At 65.3% G+C, this 15791-nt stretch carries 15 protein-coding genes; 2 read left to right on the forward strand and 13 right to left on the reverse strand.

Features of this window, described 5'->3' with window-relative positions:
• Positions 1 to 4 precede the first annotated feature (4 nt).
• The 6 genes from VARPA_RS30440 to VARPA_RS05110 form a co-directional block, all read right to left on the reverse strand.
• A complete protein-coding gene (locus VARPA_RS30440) occupies positions 5 to 208 on the reverse strand; it encodes a hypothetical protein (RefSeq protein WP_080559354.1) in 204 nt (67 codons plus the stop codon).
• Between the two features lie 193 nt (positions 209 to 401).
• On the reverse strand, positions 402 to 1790 hold the full coding sequence (locus tag VARPA_RS05090) for a sigma 54-interacting transcriptional regulator (RefSeq protein ID WP_013539484.1): 1389 nt from the start codon (positions 1788 to 1790) through the stop codon (positions 402 to 404).
• 31 nt (positions 1791 to 1821) lie between these two features.
• Positions 1822 to 2490 (reverse strand): hypothetical protein, encoded by a 669-nt coding sequence (locus VARPA_RS05095; protein WP_013539485.1) that lies wholly within the window; start codon positions 2488 to 2490, stop codon positions 1822 to 1824.
• 85 nt (positions 2491 to 2575) lie between these two features.
• A complete protein-coding gene (locus tag VARPA_RS05100; RefSeq protein WP_013539486.1) occupies positions 2576 to 4003 on the reverse strand; it encodes a sensor histidine kinase in 1428 nt (475 codons plus the stop codon).
• On the reverse strand, positions 4003 to 5370 hold the full coding sequence (miaB, locus tag VARPA_RS05105) for a tRNA (N6-isopentenyl adenosine(37)-C2)-methylthiotransferase MiaB (RefSeq protein WP_013539487.1): 1368 nt from the start codon (positions 5368 to 5370) through the stop codon (positions 4003 to 4005). The genes VARPA_RS05100 and miaB overlap by 1 nt, the downstream gene beginning before the upstream one ends.
• Positions 5371 to 5460: 90 nt before the next feature.
• Positions 5461 to 5916 carry a hypothetical protein gene (locus VARPA_RS05110; RefSeq protein ID WP_013539488.1) on the reverse strand — a complete coding sequence of 152 codons (456 nt, stop codon included), beginning with the start codon at positions 5914 to 5916 and terminating at the stop codon, positions 5461 to 5463.
• 256 nt (positions 5917 to 6172) lie between these two features.
• Between VARPA_RS05110 and VARPA_RS05115 the strand changes: the two genes are divergently transcribed.
• Both VARPA_RS05115 and VARPA_RS05120 read left to right on the forward strand, forming a co-directional pair.
• On the forward strand, positions 6173 to 7336 hold the full coding sequence (locus tag VARPA_RS05115; RefSeq protein WP_013539489.1) for an efflux RND transporter periplasmic adaptor subunit: 1164 nt from the start codon (positions 6173 to 6175) through the stop codon (positions 7334 to 7336).
• The gene (locus VARPA_RS05120) at positions 7333 to 10500 is read left to right on the forward strand and encodes an efflux RND transporter permease subunit (RefSeq protein ID WP_013539490.1); all 3168 of its coding nucleotides are present in this window, start codon (positions 7333 to 7335) and stop codon (positions 10498 to 10500) included. The genes VARPA_RS05115 and VARPA_RS05120 overlap by 4 nt, the downstream gene beginning before the upstream one ends.
• Before the next feature lie 101 nt (positions 10501 to 10601).
• On the opposite strand, the gene VARPA_RS05125 is transcribed toward VARPA_RS05120, so the two are convergent.
• The 7 genes from VARPA_RS05125 to ttcA form a co-directional block, all read right to left on the reverse strand.
• Complete coding sequence (locus VARPA_RS05125) at positions 10602 to 10877, reverse strand: hypothetical protein (protein ID WP_013539491.1); 276 nt, start codon at positions 10875 to 10877, stop codon at positions 10602 to 10604.
• Positions 10874 to 11590, reverse strand: a complete 717-nt coding sequence (locus VARPA_RS05130) for an AzlC family ABC transporter permease (protein ID WP_013539492.1) — start codon at positions 11588 to 11590, stop codon at positions 10874 to 10876. Before VARPA_RS05130 ends, VARPA_RS05125 begins: the two co-directional genes overlap by 4 nt.
• Positions 11591 to 11598: 8 nt before the next feature.
• The gene (locus VARPA_RS05135) at positions 11599 to 12345 is read right to left on the reverse strand and encodes a 2OG-Fe(II) oxygenase (RefSeq protein ID WP_013539493.1); all 747 of its coding nucleotides are present in this window, start codon (positions 12343 to 12345) and stop codon (positions 11599 to 11601) included.
• A 73-nt stretch (positions 12346 to 12418) separates the two neighbouring features.
• Positions 12419 to 13126, reverse strand: a complete 708-nt coding sequence (locus tag VARPA_RS30445) for a Crp/Fnr family transcriptional regulator (protein WP_041942782.1) — start codon at positions 13124 to 13126, stop codon at positions 12419 to 12421.
• A 125-nt stretch (positions 13127 to 13251) separates the two neighbouring features.
• Positions 13252 to 13896 carry a histidine phosphatase family protein gene (locus tag VARPA_RS05145; protein ID WP_013539495.1) on the reverse strand — a complete coding sequence of 215 codons (645 nt, stop codon included), beginning with the start codon at positions 13894 to 13896 and terminating at the stop codon, positions 13252 to 13254.
• Positions 13897 to 13917: 21 nt separating this feature from the next.
• The gene (locus tag VARPA_RS05150; RefSeq protein ID WP_013539496.1) at positions 13918 to 14565 is read right to left on the reverse strand and encodes a DUF4136 domain-containing protein; all 648 of its coding nucleotides are present in this window, start codon (positions 14563 to 14565) and stop codon (positions 13918 to 13920) included.
• 208 nt (positions 14566 to 14773) lie between these two features.
• Positions 14774 to 15724, reverse strand: coding sequence for a tRNA 2-thiocytidine(32) synthetase TtcA (gene ttcA / locus VARPA_RS05155; protein WP_013539497.1), 951 nt, complete (start codon positions 15722 to 15724; stop codon positions 14774 to 14776).
• Between the last annotated feature and the right edge of the window lie 67 nt (positions 15725 to 15791).

Raw genomic sequence — 15791 nt, forward strand, 5'->3', positions numbered from 1 at the left:
TGATTTACCAACGTTGCTTGTCGAGGGAAGGGGTGTCGCCAATGGCCGGAAAGCGCTTGATGACGCAATCGGGTTCGGCGCCGCCTGCGCTGGCGAGCGCTGCGGACGAATGACCCGCGGCACGGGGCCGCGAGAGGGAAAACTGCTTTTGACGCAGGCCGTCGCGCTGCGGGCGCAGTGCGAAAGATGGGCTGGTAAGTGCTGTCATGCCAGTACAGGGGCAAACCCTGTGCCAGCCTGGAAAAACGCTTTCCGATCAACGACTTGGAGCGATCTGGGTACGGATTTCGGTAGGGAGGCCCGCCGCAGGCCCTCAAAACCCCTGTTTTTGTCGCCGAATCCCGACAAGCCTTGGCGGCCGGTGGGAGATGCCCTTTGAAATCAACGACTTAGGTGCGTCGCTACTCGGCGACAGGGTCTGACCCGGGAGCGACAGCGTCGGCCTTGAAGTGTCCCGGCGTGAGTTCGTGCTTCTGCAGCAGGCGGTAGAACTCGGTGCGATTGCGGTCGGCCAGGCGGGCCGCGTCGGCCACGTTGCCGTCGGTCAGCTTGAGCAGGCCGACGAGGTAATCGCGCTCGAAACGCTGCTTGGCCTCGGCATAGGTCTGGACCTCGACCGTCGGCACTCGCAGCGCGCGCTGCACCAGCGCCAGCGGGATCAGCGGCGAGCTCGACAGCGCGCACACCTGCTCGACCACGTTGAACAGCTGTCGCACGTTGCCCGGCCAGGCCGCGGTGGTCAGCGCCTTCAGCGCCTCGGGCGCGAAGCCGGAAAGCCGCTTGCCGTATTTGGTCGACAGCCGCTGCAGGAAGTGATTGGCCAGGAGCGGAATATCCTCGCGCCGCGCCGACAGCGGCGGCAGCGTGAGCGTCACCACGTTCAGGCGGTAATACAGGTCTTCGCGGAACTGGCCGGCCTCCATCGCGGCGTCCAGGTCGCGATGGGTGGCCGAGACGATGCGCACATCGACCTCGATCGACTGACTCGCGCCCAGCGGCCGCACTGCGCGCTCCTGCAGCACGCGCAGCAGCTTGACCTGCAACGCGGGCGGCATGTCCCCGATTTCGTCGAGCAGCAGCGTGCCGCCGTCGGCTTGCTGGAACAGGCCCTTGTGGTTCGCGTGGGCGTCGGTGAAGGCGCCCTTCATGTGACCGAACAGTTCCGACTCGAGCAGCGCTTCGGGAATCGCCCCGCAGTTGACCGCCACGAAGGGCTTGTCGGCGCGCGCGCTGGCCTTGTGAATGGCGCGCGCCAGCAGTTCCTTGCCGGCGCCCGAGTCGCCGCGCAGCAGCACCGAAGCGTCCGACTTGGCGACCATGCGCGCCTCGGCCAGCAGTTCGGCCATGCGGTTGCTGCGACTCACGATCTCGGCGCGCCAGCTTTCGTCGCCGCTCTTGGCCGGCGTGCTGGCGGGGGCGCCGAGCGCCAGCGCCTGGCCGATCTTGTCGAGCAGCTCGCGCGCGTCGTAGGGCTTGGTGAGATAGGTGAACACGCCGCGCGCGGTGGCCTCGACCGCGTCGGGAATCGTGCCGTGCGCGGTGAGCAGGATCACGGGCAGCGAGGGATGGCGCTTGCGAATCTCGTCGAAGAGCGCGAGGCCGTCGCGTCCCGGCAGGCGCACATCGCTCAACACCAGTTGCGGATGTTCGATCTCGAGCTGGGTGAGCGCGGTTTCGGCCGAGGTCACGGCCGTGACCTGGTAGCCCGCCGACACCAGCCGCATCGAGATCAGACGCAGCATGTCGGGGTCGTCGTCGACCACGAGGAGGCGGGCGCCGGTGGTGCTCATCAGGAAGCCTTCGTGCTGTGCCCTGCGGTACTCATGGTGTGGGCTTGTTTCCGTTGGTCGCCGGCGCCGGAACTGCTGCCGGGGCCGGCGTGGCGGCGGGCCGCGCGAAGCTGCGTTCGATGGCGCGCAGCGCTTCGATGCGGTCGTTGAGCTGGTCGATGCGGCGCTGGCTCTCGCGCAGTTGCTGCACCTGCTTGTCGCGGTCGTCCTCGACGCGGCGCTGTTCCACATAGCGGGCGGCCAGCGCGCGCGCGAGCGGCTGCAACGGCTGTGCTTCCGGAGACGGGTTGGCGATCACGCGCTGCAGCAGGCCGAGGGCGCGCGCGAGGTCCGCGGGCACGCGGGTCTGCGACAGCAGGATCGCCAACTGCATCTGCGTGGTCGGCGAATCGCCGGGGTCGCCGATGCGGGCAATTTCGGCGCCGAGTTCGTTCCCTCCGAGCGTACGCACCTTGTCGGCATACGACAGCATGGCCGCCTGCGGTCCCTGGGTCATCAGCGTGAAGAGCGAGGCCGGCTGCGTGGCGGGCGCGCGGGGCTCGGCCTCGACCGGCATCACGCGCGGCACGACGGCGGGCGGGGGCAGTGCATCGGCCTCGGCGGGCGGCTTGGGCTGCGTGGCGCAGGCGGCCAGCAACAGGACGAAGGGCATGGCCAACGCCGCTGCGAGGGTGGAACTGCGGACGAACGAAAAAGACATGGGTCGAAAAAAGGGACGAAGGGGCGCGAAGCGGTGATTCAGAAGAAGAAAAGAAGCTGGGGCGTGCCGGCAAGGAGATCGGGCGTCAGGCCGTGCGCGGCAACTCGATGCGAAAACGTGCACCGGGTCCGCCAGGCTGCAGCGTGATGCGGCCCCCGTGGGCTGCAATGTACTCCTGCACGATGGAAAGTCCGATGCCGGTGCCTTTCACCGTGTGCTCAGGCTGGCGTTCGCCGCGGAAGAAGGGTTCGAAGATCCGGTCGCGATCGCCCTCGGCGATGCCCGGCCCGGCGTCGTTGACGTCGATGTGCACCGCCTCCGGCGTGCTCGAGACGGCCAGGGTGATGACGCCGCCCGAAAGCGAGAAGCGGATCGCGTTCGACAGCAGGTTGGCGATCGCCGTGCCCAGCTTGGTCCGGTCGACCGTGATCGAGATCGGCTCGCCCTCGGCGCGCACGCGCAAACCATGCGATTGCCATTGCAGCCGCTGGGCCTCGATCTGCTCCTCGATGAGCGGCAGCAGTTCGGTGCGCTCGCGGCGCAGTTCGCGGGCCTCGAAGGCCGCGGCGTTGAAGCGCAGCAGCGCCTCGATCTGGCCCTGCAGCGACACGGTGTTCTGGTTCAGGATCTGCGCGACTTCGAGCTGCGCCGGATTCAGCGGACCCGTCACGCCGTCTTCCAGCAGCGAAACGCCTTCGCGCAGCGCGGCCAGCGGCGTCTTGAGTTCGTGCGATACATGCCGCAGGAACCGCGCCTTGTCGGCGTCCAGTTCGGTGAGGCGCAACCGCAGCCATTCGAGCTGCTGCGACACGCGCCGCACGTCGGCCGGGCCGCGGATGTCGATGGGCTCGTCCAGCCGGTTCTGGCCGAGGCCGACGATCGCGTGCTCCATGCGCTTGAACGGGCGCGCGAGCCAGATGCCGAAAGCCAGCGCCAGCACCACGGCCAGCACGCTCGCGGCCACCACTTCGCGCATCAGCCGGCGGCGCGCGTTCTCGATGCGCTTGGCGAGCGCGTCGTTCTGCATCTCGATGAGGAACTGGGCCTGCTGCGCGAGGCTGGTGTTGAGCGTGTCGAGCTCGCGGAACTGCATGGCCATCGTGCTTTCGCGGGCGAGGGCGCTGTCGGCGCTGCCGCTCATCAGGCCTTCGATCACGCCCAGCTGCACGCGCCACGGCTCGATGCTCGCGGGCAGCAGGCCGTTCTTCTCCAGGCGTTCGAGCACCTGGTGCGATTCGCGCGCGGCTTCGTCGAAACGGCGGCGCAGCACCGCGTCGTTGAGCACCAGCGACTGGCGCCCGGCGCGTTCCATTGCCGCGCTGCGTTCGGCCAGCGACTGGGCCGCGCCCGAAAGGCGCAGCGCGCGCGCCGCGGCATCGCGGCTCTGGGTCATGAGCGCGTCGTACTGGAACACCGAGCGCAGCGCCACGCCCACCAGCAGCGCGGTGATCAGCAGAAAGGCAAAGAGCAGGAGCTGCTGGAACGAGCCCCGTATCGACGGTCGCTTCGCCATCAGTGGGCGAGCGCCACGGCGGGCTGCGGCAGCGCCGGCGACGATTCGCGCGTCACCACTTCGCCGCGCAGCGTGTAGGCCAGCGAGCGCGTGATGCGCAGGTCGGTCATCTGGCCGACCAGGCGTGCGTCGCCTTCGAAGTTGACGACGCGGTTGCAGGCGGTGCGGCCCATGAGTTCGTTCGCGTCCTTGCGGGAGGCGCCCTCGACCAGCACGCGCTGCGTGCTGCCCACCAGCGCATCGCCGAAGCGGCGCACGTTGCCGTCGATCACGCGCTGCAGCGTCTGCAGACGCGCGAGCTTCACTTCATGCGGCGTGTCGTCGTGCAGCGCGGCGGCCGGCGTGCCGGGACGCGGGCTGAAGATGAAGCTGAAGCTGTTGTCGAACTGGCAGTCGTCGATGAGCTTCATCATCTTGGCGAAGTCTTCATCGGTCTCGCCGGGGAAGCCGACGATGAAGTCGCTGGAGAGGGCCAGGTCGGGGCGGATGGCGCGCAGCTTGCGCACCGTGCTCTTGTATTCCATGGCGGTGTAGCCGCGCTTCATCGCCATGAGGATGCGGTCGCTGCCGTGCTGCACCGGCAGGTGCAGGTGACTCACGAGCTGAGGCACCTTGGCATACGCCTCGATGAGCCGCGGCGTGAACTCGTTCGGGTGGCTCGTGGTGTATCGGATGCGCTCGATGCCGGGGATCTCGGCGACGTATTCGATGAGCAGCGCGAAGTCGGCGATTTCGGCGGTGTCGCCCATCTTGCCGCGGTAGGCGTTCACGTTCTGGCCCAGCAGCGTGATCTCGCGCACGCCCTGGTCGGCGAGGCCGGCGATCTCGACCAGCACGTCGTCGAGCGGCCGGTTCACTTCCTCGCCGCGGGTGTAGGGCACCACGCAATAGCTGCAGTACTTGGAGCAGCCTTCCATGATCGACACGAAGGCGGTCGCGCCTTCCACGCGCGCGGGCGGCAGGTGATCGAACTTCTCGATCTCGGGGAAGCTGATGTCCACCTGCGGGCGGTTCAGGCGCTCGCGGTCGTTGAGCATCTCGGGCAGGCGGTGCAGCGTCTGCGGGCCGAACACGATGTCGACGTACGGCGCGCGCGCGATGATGGCCGCGCCTTCCTGGCTCGCGACGCAGCCGCCCACGCCGATCTTCACGCCCTTGGCCTTCAGGTGCTTCACGCGGCCGAGGTCGGAGAACACCTTTTCCTGGGCCTTCTCGCGCACCGAGCAGGTGTTGAACAGGATGAGGTCGGCCTCGTCCACGTTCTGCGTCGGCTCGTAGCCCTGCGCGGCGTTCAGCACGTCGGCCATCTTGTCCGAGTCGTACTCGTTCATCTGGCAGCCGAAGGTCTTGATGAATACTTTTTTCATGGGGTGCTCTCTATGCCCTCCAGGGATGGAAGGCGCGGCGGGCGCGGAAAGGCTGCGCCGCCTCTTTCTCTATATGTCTGTCCGCAGCGGTTACTGCGTATTGAGGGTGTCGTTCGTGGTGAACGGCCAGATGTTCAGCAGCGGCCTGTTCAGCGACTCGCGGCTGGCCACGGCTTCTTCTGGCGTGAGGATCCAGATTTCGCGCAACAGCCCGGCGGCATCGCGCGTGTAGTTCACCAGGTACTTCTGGCCAATGATCGCGCCGGGCATCACCAGCATGTTCTGCGGGTTGCGGATGCGGGCGCCGGCGCCGAGGCGGTCGGCGTTGCCGTCGAGTTCGACGTCGGGCGCATTGGTCACCATGAACTTGCCGCGCAACGTGCCGATGGGGAAGTTGCGGCCGCCGTTCAGCGATTCGTTCTGGGTCTGCGGACGGGGAATTTCGTCCTGTGCGCTGGCTTGCAGGGAGAAAAGTCCGGCGCTGGCGGCGAGGGCGCACAGCGCGGTCAAAGTGAGGGCATTCGTGGTTTTCTTGCAGCGGTTCATGGGGTATATCCAGAGGCTGTGGAGCGGGCGATTTTAGCGAGGGGTTCGGCCCCTTCGCGCCGGCCACAGCAGGTTGAGCGCGGGCTTGTCGGTTGACCTGCTTTACATTTCTTTACGGGAACCATGAACGCCGTGAGTCGGGCGCTGATTCAATAGCCAGTGTCAGCCCAAAGTGCACAAGAACCCCATGAAGAAAAATGCTGCCATTGCCCTTGCGGGTGTGTTGATCGTAGCCGTCGCAGGCGGGTGGTGGAGCATGTCCGGTGACAAGGCCGGGGCAAAGAATGCGAAGACCGCGGCAGCGCCGGCGAACGGCAGCGGTGCCCCGGCATTGGTGACCCTGGCCACCGCCGAAAAGCAGGACGTGCCGGTCACGGTGCAGGTCAACGGCAGCGTGGTGTCCCTCAACAGCGTCGATTTGCGCCCGCAGGTCACCAACACCGTCAGCGCCGTGCATGTGAAGGAAGGCCAGTTCGTGAAAGCGGGCCAGCTGCTCTTCTCGCTGGACGATCGCAACGACCAGGCCAATCTGGCCCGTGCCCGCGCCCAGCAGCAAAAAGACGAGGCCACCATGGCCGACCTCGAGCGCCAGTACAAGCGCAGCCAGGACCTCGTCGCCCAGAACTTCATCGCCAAGAGCGCGGCCGACGCCACGCTGTCGCAGCTCGAGGCGCAGCGCGCCGCCGTGGCGGCCGACCGCGCCGCCGTGCAGTCGGCCCAAGTGGCGCTCGGCTATGCCACGCTACGCGCGCCGATTGCCGGCCGCATCGGCGCCGTCAATATCTACCCGGGCACGCTGGTGCAGCCGACGCTGTCGCTGGTCACAGTCACGCAGCTCGATCCGATCGCGGTGAGCTTCCCGGTGCCCGAGGGCAACCTGCAGGATCTGCTGGAAGCCGCTCGCAGCCGGGCGCCGGTCGAGGCGCTCGTCGCCGGGCGCAAGACGCCGCTCGTCGGCTCGCTCGATTTCGTCGACAACACGGTCGATCCGCAGATAGGCACCGTGCGCGCCAAGGCCGTGTTCGCCAACGCCGACCAGGGCCTCTGGCCGGGCCAGTTCGTCGGCACGCGCATCACGGTGCGCACGCTCGCCGGCGCCACGGTGGTCCCGGCCGCCGCTCTGATGATGCTGTCCGACGGCACCTCGCTCTACGTGGTCGATGCGGCCAAGACCGCCACCCGCCGCAAGGTGAAGGCGCTGCACACCTTCGGCACCAAGGTGGCCGTGAGCGGCATCGAGCCGGGCGAGCAGGTGGTGATCGAGGGCAGCCAGAACGTGCGCCCTGGCGGCAAGGTGCGCGTCGATGCCAAGAACGGCGGACCGGGCAGTGCGCCCAACGGCACCACGGGCGTGACGCCGGGGAGCGCCGCTTCGTCCGACGGCGCGGACGTCAAGCCTCCGCAGCGGGAACGGGCATGAACATCTCGGAGCTCTGCATCCGTCGTCCTGCGATGACGGTGCTGCTGTCTGCCGCGGTGGTGGTGGTCGGCATCTTTGCGTACTTCAGCATCCCGGTGGCGGCGCTGCCCAGCTACAACACGCCGGTCATCAACGTCAACGCGCAACTGCCGGGCGCCAGTCCGGACACCATGGCGAGCTCGGTCGCGCTGCCGCTCGAAAAGCAGTTCTCCACCATCCCCGGCCTGCAGACCATCAGCTCGGTCAACACGCAGGGCGTGACCTCGCTCACGCTCGAATTCGTCAGCAGCCGCGACATCGACGCCGCCGCTGTCGACGTGCAGGCTGCGCTCCTGCGCGCCCAGCGCCAACTGCCGCAGGAATTGACGCAGCTCCCCTCGTACCGCAAGGTGAATCCGGCCGATGCGCCGGTGCTCTTCATCGCGCTGATCTCGCCCTCGATGAACCCGGCCGAGCTCAACGATTACGCCGAGAACCTGATCTCGCCCACGCTCTCGACCATCGACGGCGTGGCGCAGGTGGGCGTGTACGGCCGCAAGGCCTTCGCGGTGCGCATCAAGGCCAACGCCGACCTGCTCAACGCCCGCAACATCACGCTCGACGAGTTGGCCAGGGCGGTGAATTCGGCCAACGCCAACACGCCGGTCGGCACGCTCGACGGTCCGCGCCAGACGCTCACCATCCAGGCCAACCGCCAGCTCGTGAAGGCGGCCGATTTCGCCAAGCTCATCGTCGGCCAGCGCAACGGCGCGCCGGTGCGGCTCGATGAAGTGGCCACCATCGAAGACAGCTTCGAATCGGTGAAAACCGCCAGCAGCTTCAACGGCCAGGACTCCATCTCGCTCGCCGTGCAGCGCCAGCCCAATGCCAACACCGTGCAGGTGGTGGACGCGGTGCGCGCGCTCATCCCGCGCTTCAAGGCGGAGCTGCCGCAGTCGGTCGAGATCCAGATGGTGAACGACCGCTCGCTCTCGATCCGAGAGGCGGTGCACGACGTGCAGCTCACGCTGCTGGGCACCATCGCACTGGTGGTGCTGGTGATCTTTTTGTTCCTGCACCGGCTGGTCGCCACGCTGATTCCGGCGGCCACGATTCCGATTTCGCTGATCGGTGCGGTCGCGCTGCTCTACGCCTTCGGCTACAGCCTGGACAACGTCTCGCTGCTGGGCATCACGCTGGCCGTGGGGCTGGTGGTGGACGACGCCATCGTGGTGCTCGAAAACATCATGCGCTACGTCGAGAAAGGCATGGAGCCCTTTGCCGCGGCGCTGCGCGGGGCGCGCGAGGTGGGCTTCACCATCGTGTCGATTTCGATCTCGCTGGTGGCGGTGTTCATCCCGATCTTCTTCATGCCGGGCGTCATCGGCCTCTTGTTCCACGAGTTCGCGGTGGTGGTGGCGCTGGCGGTGCTGGTGTCGGCCATCGTCTCGCTCACGCTGGTGCCGATGCTCGCGAGCCGGCTGCTCAAGCAGGTGCCGCGCAAGGAGGGCGCGCTCGACCATGAGGAAGAGCACCCCGAGCCCGGCACCGCCATCGGCCGCGCCTTCGAGCGCGGCTACCGCGCGGTGCACGGCGCCTACATGCGCACGCTCGACTGGACGCTCGTTCACCGCTGGGTGATGCTGACGGCCGCGGGCCTCACCTTCGTCGTCACCGCCTGGCTCTTCATCACCATTCCCAAGGGCTTCTTCCCGGAAGAAGACATCGGCCAGATCCAGATCACGACCGAGGCTGCCGAAGACATTTCCTTCACCGCCATGAAGGCGCTTCAAGACCGCGTGGCTGCGACCCTCAAGGACGACCCGAGCGTCGATTACGTGAGCTCCTTTGTCGGCGTGGGCGGACCGACCGCCACGCAGAATTCGGGGCGCCTTTTTGCCGTGCTCAAGCCGCGCAGCGAGCGCCCGAAGATGGCCAAGGTGCTCGAGTCTTTGCGCCAGCGATTCCGCGAGATCCCCGGCATCGCCGTCTACATGCAGCCGGTGCAGAACCTGCGCCTGGGCGGCCGCCAGAGCAAGGCGCGTTTCCAGTACACGCTGCAGAGCGTGAACGCCGGCGAGATGGTGCCCTGGGCCACGAAGCTCATGGAGCGCATGCGCGCCGACGCGGCCTTCCGCGACGTGACCAGCGATTCGCAGAATCGCGGCCTGCAGGCCACGCTGGAGATCGACCGCGACAAGGCCGGCGTGCTCGGCGTCGCGGTGGGCGACCTGCGCACCGCGCTCTACAACGCCTACGGCGACCGGCAGATCGGCAGCATCTACGCCGCGAGCAACACCTACCAGGTGATCCTCTCGGCCGCCGACAGCGACCGCCAGTTCGAGGACGACGTCTCGCGCCTGTCGGTGCGCAGCACCACGGGCAGGCTGGTGCCGCTGTCCGCCTTCTCGACCATCAACCGCACCGTGGGCCCGACCTCGGTCAACCACCAGGGCCAGCTGCAGGCGGTGACGGTGTCGTTCAACCTCGCGCCCGACGTGCCGCTGGGCAACGCCACCGCCAAGATCGACCAGTTCAAGAGCGAGCTGAACATGCCGCAGTCGATCATCACCACCTATGGCGGCGACGCGGCGGTGTTCCAGAGTTCGCAGTCGAGCCAGGCGGTGCTGCTGGTGCTCGCGGTGCTGGTCATCTACGTGCTGCTGGGCGTGCTGTACGAGAGCTACATCCACCCGCTGACGATTCTTGCCGGGCTGCCCTCGGCGGCCGTGGGCGCGCTGCTGTCATTGAAGATCTTCGGCTTCGACCTCACGCTGATCGCCACCATCGGCATCCTGCTCCTGATCGGCATCGTGAAGAAGAACGCGATCATGATGATCGACTTCGCCCTCGACGCGCAGCGCACCGAAGGCATGAAGCCGGTCGACGCGATTCGCGAAGCCTGCCGGCTGCGCTTCCGCCCGATTCTCATGACCACGCTGGCCGCGCTGATGGGTGCGCTGCCGCTCGCATTGGGCCTGGGCGCCGGTGCCGAATTGCGCCAGCCGCTGGGCGTGGCGGTGGTGGGCGGGCTGATCTTCTCGCAGGTGATCACGCTCTACATCACGCCCGCGATCTACCTCGCGCTCGATCGCTACAGCGGCACCGGGCCGATGGTCGACCTGCCGGGTGAGGCGAAGAAGGCGGAAGCGGGCGTGGCTGGAGATACGGCGGCGCACGCCTGAACCGCAGCGTTCGTTCTCAAGGCCACTCTCGCGATCTTGCGTTCGATCAACAAGAACCGTTCGGGTTGAGCTTGTCGAAGCCTCGCGCGGCCCCCTCGGCCTCAAAGATGGCGCGCAGCCATGAGCGCCAGCCACCCGGCGAGAAAGGCGATCTGCAGCCCGCCGAAGCGCCACATCACGGCCATGGTGACGACCACGGGCAAGAGCAGGGTGGGCGCGATGCAGATCTGGATCAACAGATAGGCACCCATCAGGCTCGGGCCGGCGTTCGACAAGGCCAGCTCGGCAGCCGGCCAGCGCGACAGCCATTGGGCCGCGCCCAGGCCCGACAGGCGGATCGCAATCGTGACCAACGCCATGACGAGGATGGCGTTCATGCCTGGCTCTCCTTGTGGCGCCTGTGGAGCCACAACGTGGCCGCCATGCCGGCCAGGCCCGCCACCAGCACCGCCGCGGCCTGTTGATCGGTTCGCCACCAGTAAACCAAGCCGACCACGGCGCCGATGCCGATGGGCGCCAGTTGGTGAGGATTTCTCCGCAGGCCGATGGGCAGCAGCAGTGCCATCGAAAGGGGCACCAGCGCATCCAATCCAAAGCGATACAGCATCTGCTGCGTGAAAACCGCGCCGAACTGGAAGCCGGCGATGCAGCCGGCCGTCCACGCCAGCGTCAGGGCGGAGGAGTTTCCGAGGATGAAGTTGGCGTTGATCGGGCCGCGCTGGGCGGCGATGTGGCATGCCGTCCAACTGCTGTCGGTCACCATGGCGGCCGCCAGCCACGCACGCCATTTAGCCGAATTCTTCAAATACGGCCAAAGCGAGGCCGTGAAAATAAGATGTTTTGCATTGAGTCCAATGGTCAATGCAATCAATGCCCCGATATGCGCGGAATTGTTGAATTCGAGCGCGGCCAATTGAGCGGTGGCCGCATTGATGCTCAATGCGGCAAGAATCAATTCATTCAAGGACCAATCGGCATTCTTGCTGGCCACGCCGACAATCAAACCGAATACCAATACCTTGGGAATGAAAGGCAGCGCCGCAATCCACCCATGCGAAATTCCCATGGGTGCGGACAGGGACTTTTCCATCGAAACCCTTATATCCAGAACAGGAGTTTCTCAGGGGTGGTTGCGAAAAACCCCGAAAGGGTCAATCGTTCGCCATCGCTTGGCAATACCTCGTGGGGGTGCGTAGTGCGGAAAATGATCAAATCCCCGACGCGGGGGGCGACCTCGCAATGTTCGCTTCCTTTACTGACAAGCGCGAGGTTTTGCTCGTTATAAATTCGAGTCTGACCGCCGGACTTGGGCGTTTTCAGATAAATGTTCCAGGCAAATTGCTCTTTGATTTGCGGTGCAAATGAGAGCCCGGAATCCTCGCCTGGCATCCAGTCCCGATGAATTGGCGCTTCCGGCAAAACGCGCACCGTGAAATTCATCATGCGCCGGCCGTGGTGCTCTGCGACTCCATGTGCCAGGGAAAACATCTTCGACGCCACTTCCTGGACCCGGGGAAAGAAATTGACCAAGCCGAGAATCTGCTGATCGAATATCTCTTCGAAAATCTGCGCCCGGCGGAAATATTCGCTTTGATCAGCCTTGAATCGAAAGAAATTGGGGCCTAGCTTTCCTTTGCGAACCATGCCGCCGGCTTTGTCGTCGCCCTCGTAATATTCGATGCCAATTTTTTTAACGGCATGCAATATCAGGTCGATTTGATATTCCTGCAGAAAATTCTCGAACCGCAGGCCTGCACGGTCCCCGGTTGCGAATTTCCTTATCGCCGCGAGGTTCGGCGTTGTGCGATTGATATCCTCAACCACCCAGTTGTTTGACTCTGCCATCATTTCCTCTTGAATTGCGAGGCTGATAATGGCGTCAAGTGAGGGTTTTCGTGGTATCCAGAGATACAGGAAGTTAACTATTTTTGTAATGCAAACGACGTAGCGCGGAGGCGTCGTGGATGATGACCTGCTTGGCCCGCGTTTCGATGACCCCTTGCCTCGACAGCGCGTTCAATGTCCGTGTCACGGTGACCCGGCTCAATGCGGTCATTGCGGCAATTTTCTCGTGCGTGAGATCGACCTGGAAATCCTGCGATTCCGGTGTCGATGAAAACTCGCTGTTCGATTGCAATCGCGCAATACGCAAAAGCAAATCGACAACGCGTTCCGTGGGAGCCGCCGCAACACCCGCCAGCTTTTCAACAATCATCTGATTCTTGAAACCCAGCAGCTTGATGAGCGAATCCGCCAATTCGGGCATGGTGGCGAATTTTTGGTTGATGTCCGAAGGGAGATATCGGCTGAGAATTGCGGGCGCAACCACGCGTGTGGTGGTTGGGCGGGGCCTGTCGGCAAATGCCGGGCCTTCGCCAAATATTGCGCCCGGCCCGAATATCTCGAGCAGAAATTCGGCGCCATTGCTTCGCTGGATTGTCGAATGAACAAATCCCGATCGAAGAAGATAAAAATAACTGTGCCGCTCCCCTTCGCGGGCCAATACATCACCCGTTGTCAAACTGACGACGCTGCCCAAATGCGTGGCTTCGATCCATGGCGTCGAAAGCGCCAGGGAGGCGTCCCAACTGGCATAGGCCGAGGATTCGGAATTTATTCTTTTCATTCAGAAGATGCGTTGCAAAAAATCCTCGTGGTTCCCTGAAAGATTTCTGCGATTTGCGCCTCACCTCGAGGTGAAAGGCGCAATTTATTTCTTGCCTGGCTATTCGTCATCTGCGCGACGGCGCATCAGGCGGTCGTCTCGTCCAGCGTATCGTCCGCCGCCAAATGGGCGATGTCGCTCCAGCCCACGAGGCTGAAACCCTCCGGCGTCCACAGCATGCGGTTGATGGCCGCATTGCCGAGCTGCCAGGTGCGCGGCGCCTGCAGCTCCTGGCGGGTGGCGGCGCGGTAGAGCACGTCCATCACGCCGCCGTGCGCGACCAGCGTGACCAGTTGGCCCGGATGGCGCGCCGCCAGCTCGGCGGCCACGCGCGTGACGCGGTCGCGGAAGGTCATTAGGCTCTCGCCGCCGACGGGTTCGAATTCGGGATCGCGCTCGCGCCAGCGCCGGGCGTCTTCGGGAAGCATCGATTCGATCTCCGCGAAGCTCATGCCTTCGAGGTGACCGAAGGCGCGTTCGCGCAGGCGCGGTTCGGGCTGCACGGCGAGCCCGTGCGGCCTGGCGATGGCTTCGGCGGTCTGCCAGGCGCGCGCGAGGTCGCTCGCGTAAATGACGCCGATGTCCTCGTCCGCCAGCGCCTGGCCGGCCCGCTCTGCCTGCCAGAGGCCGGTGGCGTTGAGTCCGATGTCGATATGGCCCTGGATGCGGGTGTCGACGTTCCAGGCGGTCTCGCCGTGGCGGACGGCGATCAAACGGGTGGCTTCTTGCATCCGCTCGATTCTAGAAGTGCACTATTTCACGGCGGGCGTCTTCGCCGTGGCGAGGTCGATGTTGACCCGGCGCTCGCCCTGCGGCGGATTCGGAAAGCCCTGCAGCGCGGCCTGGAACATCACCGGCAGGATCGCAGCGCTCGCGTTGTAGGGGCCGTCGTTGCGGGCCCGGGTTTCGTAGACCACGCGGTTCGTGCCGGCTTCGCGCAGCACGATGCTCACTTCGCGCTCGTACCAGGGGTTGGCCGTCGGCGGAAAGAACGCCGGGCCGCCGTACCAGCCGCCATACCCGCGGCGCCCGTAATAGCCGTAGGCACCGCCGTAACCGTAGCCCCAGGGGCCGTCGAAGAGCCACGGATCGGCCCAGGGCGAGAGCCCGGCCGTCACGCGGGCGCCGATCTGCGCGCTGTATTGGGGCTTGGTGTCGTCGCGGCGCAGGCCCACCTTCTCGAGCGCGGCGGCGGCCATCGCTTCGAGCGAATCTTGCCGGGCGGTGTCGGCCTGCTGCGAAGGCAGGCGTTCGAAGCGGTAGGTGGCGCCGGGCGGCACGGTGGAGAGCGACGAGAAGCTCTTCACATCGCTGTCGACCACCCAGGAGGTGGCGCAGCCGCTCAAAGTCACTGTTGTTGCTGCTGCTGCCAAAAGCAGAGCGAGAGAAGCACGTTTCATGAAGGGTCTCCGGGCAGCGATGCCCAAAATTCCCCTGGGTAGCCGTTCAGAGGCTGAGAGGCAATCCGACATGACCGCTCATCCCCCGCAAAGGGCCCCACTCTGCGTTGCAAATGCTCGCCATAGCCGGAGCTATGGCTGCGCTTTGCGCCTTGATCGGGACCCTTTGCGGGCGCTGCTCGGCCACGCCGAATTGCCTCTCAGCCTCTCAACCCTGGACGATGCGAAGGGCTGCGGGTGCCTGGGAGAGCAAGTCGAAGGAGGGCGTGTCGAAGGCCTTGTCGCCGTCGTCGTCGGCCACGCCCGTCGCCTTCAGACCCTTGAAGTCGTGCCGCGTTCCGTCGAGCAGGTGCGAAGGCACCACGTTCTGCAGCGCGGTGAACATGTTCTCCACGCGGCCGGGGTGCTTCTTGTCCCACTCGCGCAGCATTTCGCCGACTTGCTTCCTCTGCAGGTTCTCCTGGCTGCCGCAGAGGGTGCAGGGAATGATCGGAAATTCGCGGTGCTGCGCCCAGCGCACCAGGTCTTTCTCGGCCACGTAGGCGAGTGGGCGGATCACAATGTGCTTGCCGTCGTCGCTCACGAGCTTGGGCGGCATGCTCTTCAACTTGCCGGCGAAGAACATGTTGAGGAAGAAGGTCTGCAGCATGTCGTCGCGGTGATGGCCGAGCGCCACCTTGGTCGCGCCCAGCTCGTCCGCCACGCGGTAGAGGATGCCGCGGCGCAGGCGGCTGCACAGGCCACAGGTCGTCTTTCCCTCGGGAATCACGCGCTTGACGATGCTGTAGGTGTCCTGGTTCTCGATGTGGAAGGCCACGCCGAGCTCGCTCAGGTACTTGGGCAGCACCTCTTCGGGAAAGCCGGGCTGCTTCTGGTCGAGGTTGACCGCGACGATGTCGAAGTGGATCGGTGCGCGCGCCTTGAGCTTGAGCAGGATGTCCAGCATCGCGTAGCTGTCCTTCCCGCCCGAGACGCACACCATGACCTTGTCGCCCTCTTCGATCATGTTGTAGTCGACGATCGCGCGGCCGACCTCTCGGCACAGGCGCTTCTCGAGCTTGTGCGTCTCGCGTTCGATCTTCAGCGAGTTGGTGGGGGCACCAACGGCGACGAGCGCGTTGTCGGCAATTTCGGCGGATTCGGTCCAAACGGCATTCATGGGGCCTGATTGTCGCTGTTGTCCCCTGAACCTGCACCCGCAAGCGCCTTCCCATAGCCTTTACAGA

Origin of the sequence: Variovorax paradoxus EPS (assembly GCF_000184745.1) — a bacterium.
In the GTDB taxonomy this organism is placed as follows: Bacteria; Pseudomonadota; Gammaproteobacteria; order Burkholderiales; family Burkholderiaceae_C; genus Variovorax; species Variovorax paradoxus_C.

Excerpts from the sequence above, each read along its gene's own strand:
- VARPA_RS05110 (WP_013539488.1), bottom strand. The coding sequence starts at position 5,916 with ATGAACCGCTGCAAGAAAACCACGAATGCCCTCACTTTGACCGCGCTG.
- VARPA_RS30440 (WP_080559354.1), bottom strand. The coding sequence starts at position 208 with ATGACAGCACTTACCAGCCCATCTTTCGCACTGCGCCCGCAGCGCGAC.
- VARPA_RS05150 (WP_013539496.1), bottom strand. The coding sequence starts at position 14,565 with ATGAAACGTGCTTCTCTCGCTCTGCTTTTGGCAGCAGCAGCAACAACA.
- VARPA_RS05130 (WP_013539492.1), bottom strand. The coding sequence starts at position 11,590 with ATGGAAAAGTCCCTGTCCGCACCCATGGGAATTTCGCATGGGTGGATT.
- VARPA_RS05095 (WP_013539485.1), bottom strand. The coding sequence starts at position 2,490 with ATGTCTTTTTCGTTCGTCCGCAGTTCCACCCTCGCAGCGGCGTTGGCC.
- VARPA_RS05090 (WP_013539484.1), bottom strand. The coding sequence starts at position 1,790 with ATGAGCACCACCGGCGCCCGCCTCCTCGTGGTCGACGACGACCCCGAC.
- VARPA_RS05145 (WP_013539495.1), bottom strand. The coding sequence starts at position 13,896 with ATGCAAGAAGCCACCCGTTTGATCGCCGTCCGCCACGGCGAGACCGCC.
- VARPA_RS30445 (WP_041942782.1), bottom strand. The coding sequence starts at position 13,126 with ATGAAAAGAATAAATTCCGAATCCTCGGCCTATGCCAGTTGGGACGCC.
- VARPA_RS05135 (WP_013539493.1), bottom strand. The coding sequence starts at position 12,345 with ATGGCAGAGTCAAACAACTGGGTGGTTGAGGATATCAATCGCACAACG.
- VARPA_RS05100 (WP_013539486.1), bottom strand. The coding sequence starts at position 4,003 with ATGGCGAAGCGACCGTCGATACGGGGCTCGTTCCAGCAGCTCCTGCTC.
- VARPA_RS05125 (WP_013539491.1), bottom strand. The coding sequence starts at position 10,877 with ATGAACGCCATCCTCGTCATGGCGTTGGTCACGATTGCGATCCGCCTG.
- miaB (WP_013539487.1), bottom strand. The coding sequence starts at position 5,370 with ATGAAAAAAGTATTCATCAAGACCTTCGGCTGCCAGATGAACGAGTAC.
- VARPA_RS05120 (WP_013539490.1), top strand. The coding sequence starts at position 7,333 with ATGAACATCTCGGAGCTCTGCATCCGTCGTCCTGCGATGACGGTGCTG.
- VARPA_RS05115 (WP_013539489.1), top strand. The coding sequence starts at position 6,173 with ATGTCCGGTGACAAGGCCGGGGCAAAGAATGCGAAGACCGCGGCAGCG.
- ttcA (WP_013539497.1), bottom strand. The coding sequence starts at position 15,724 with ATGAATGCCGTTTGGACCGAATCCGCCGAAATTGCCGACAACGCGCTC.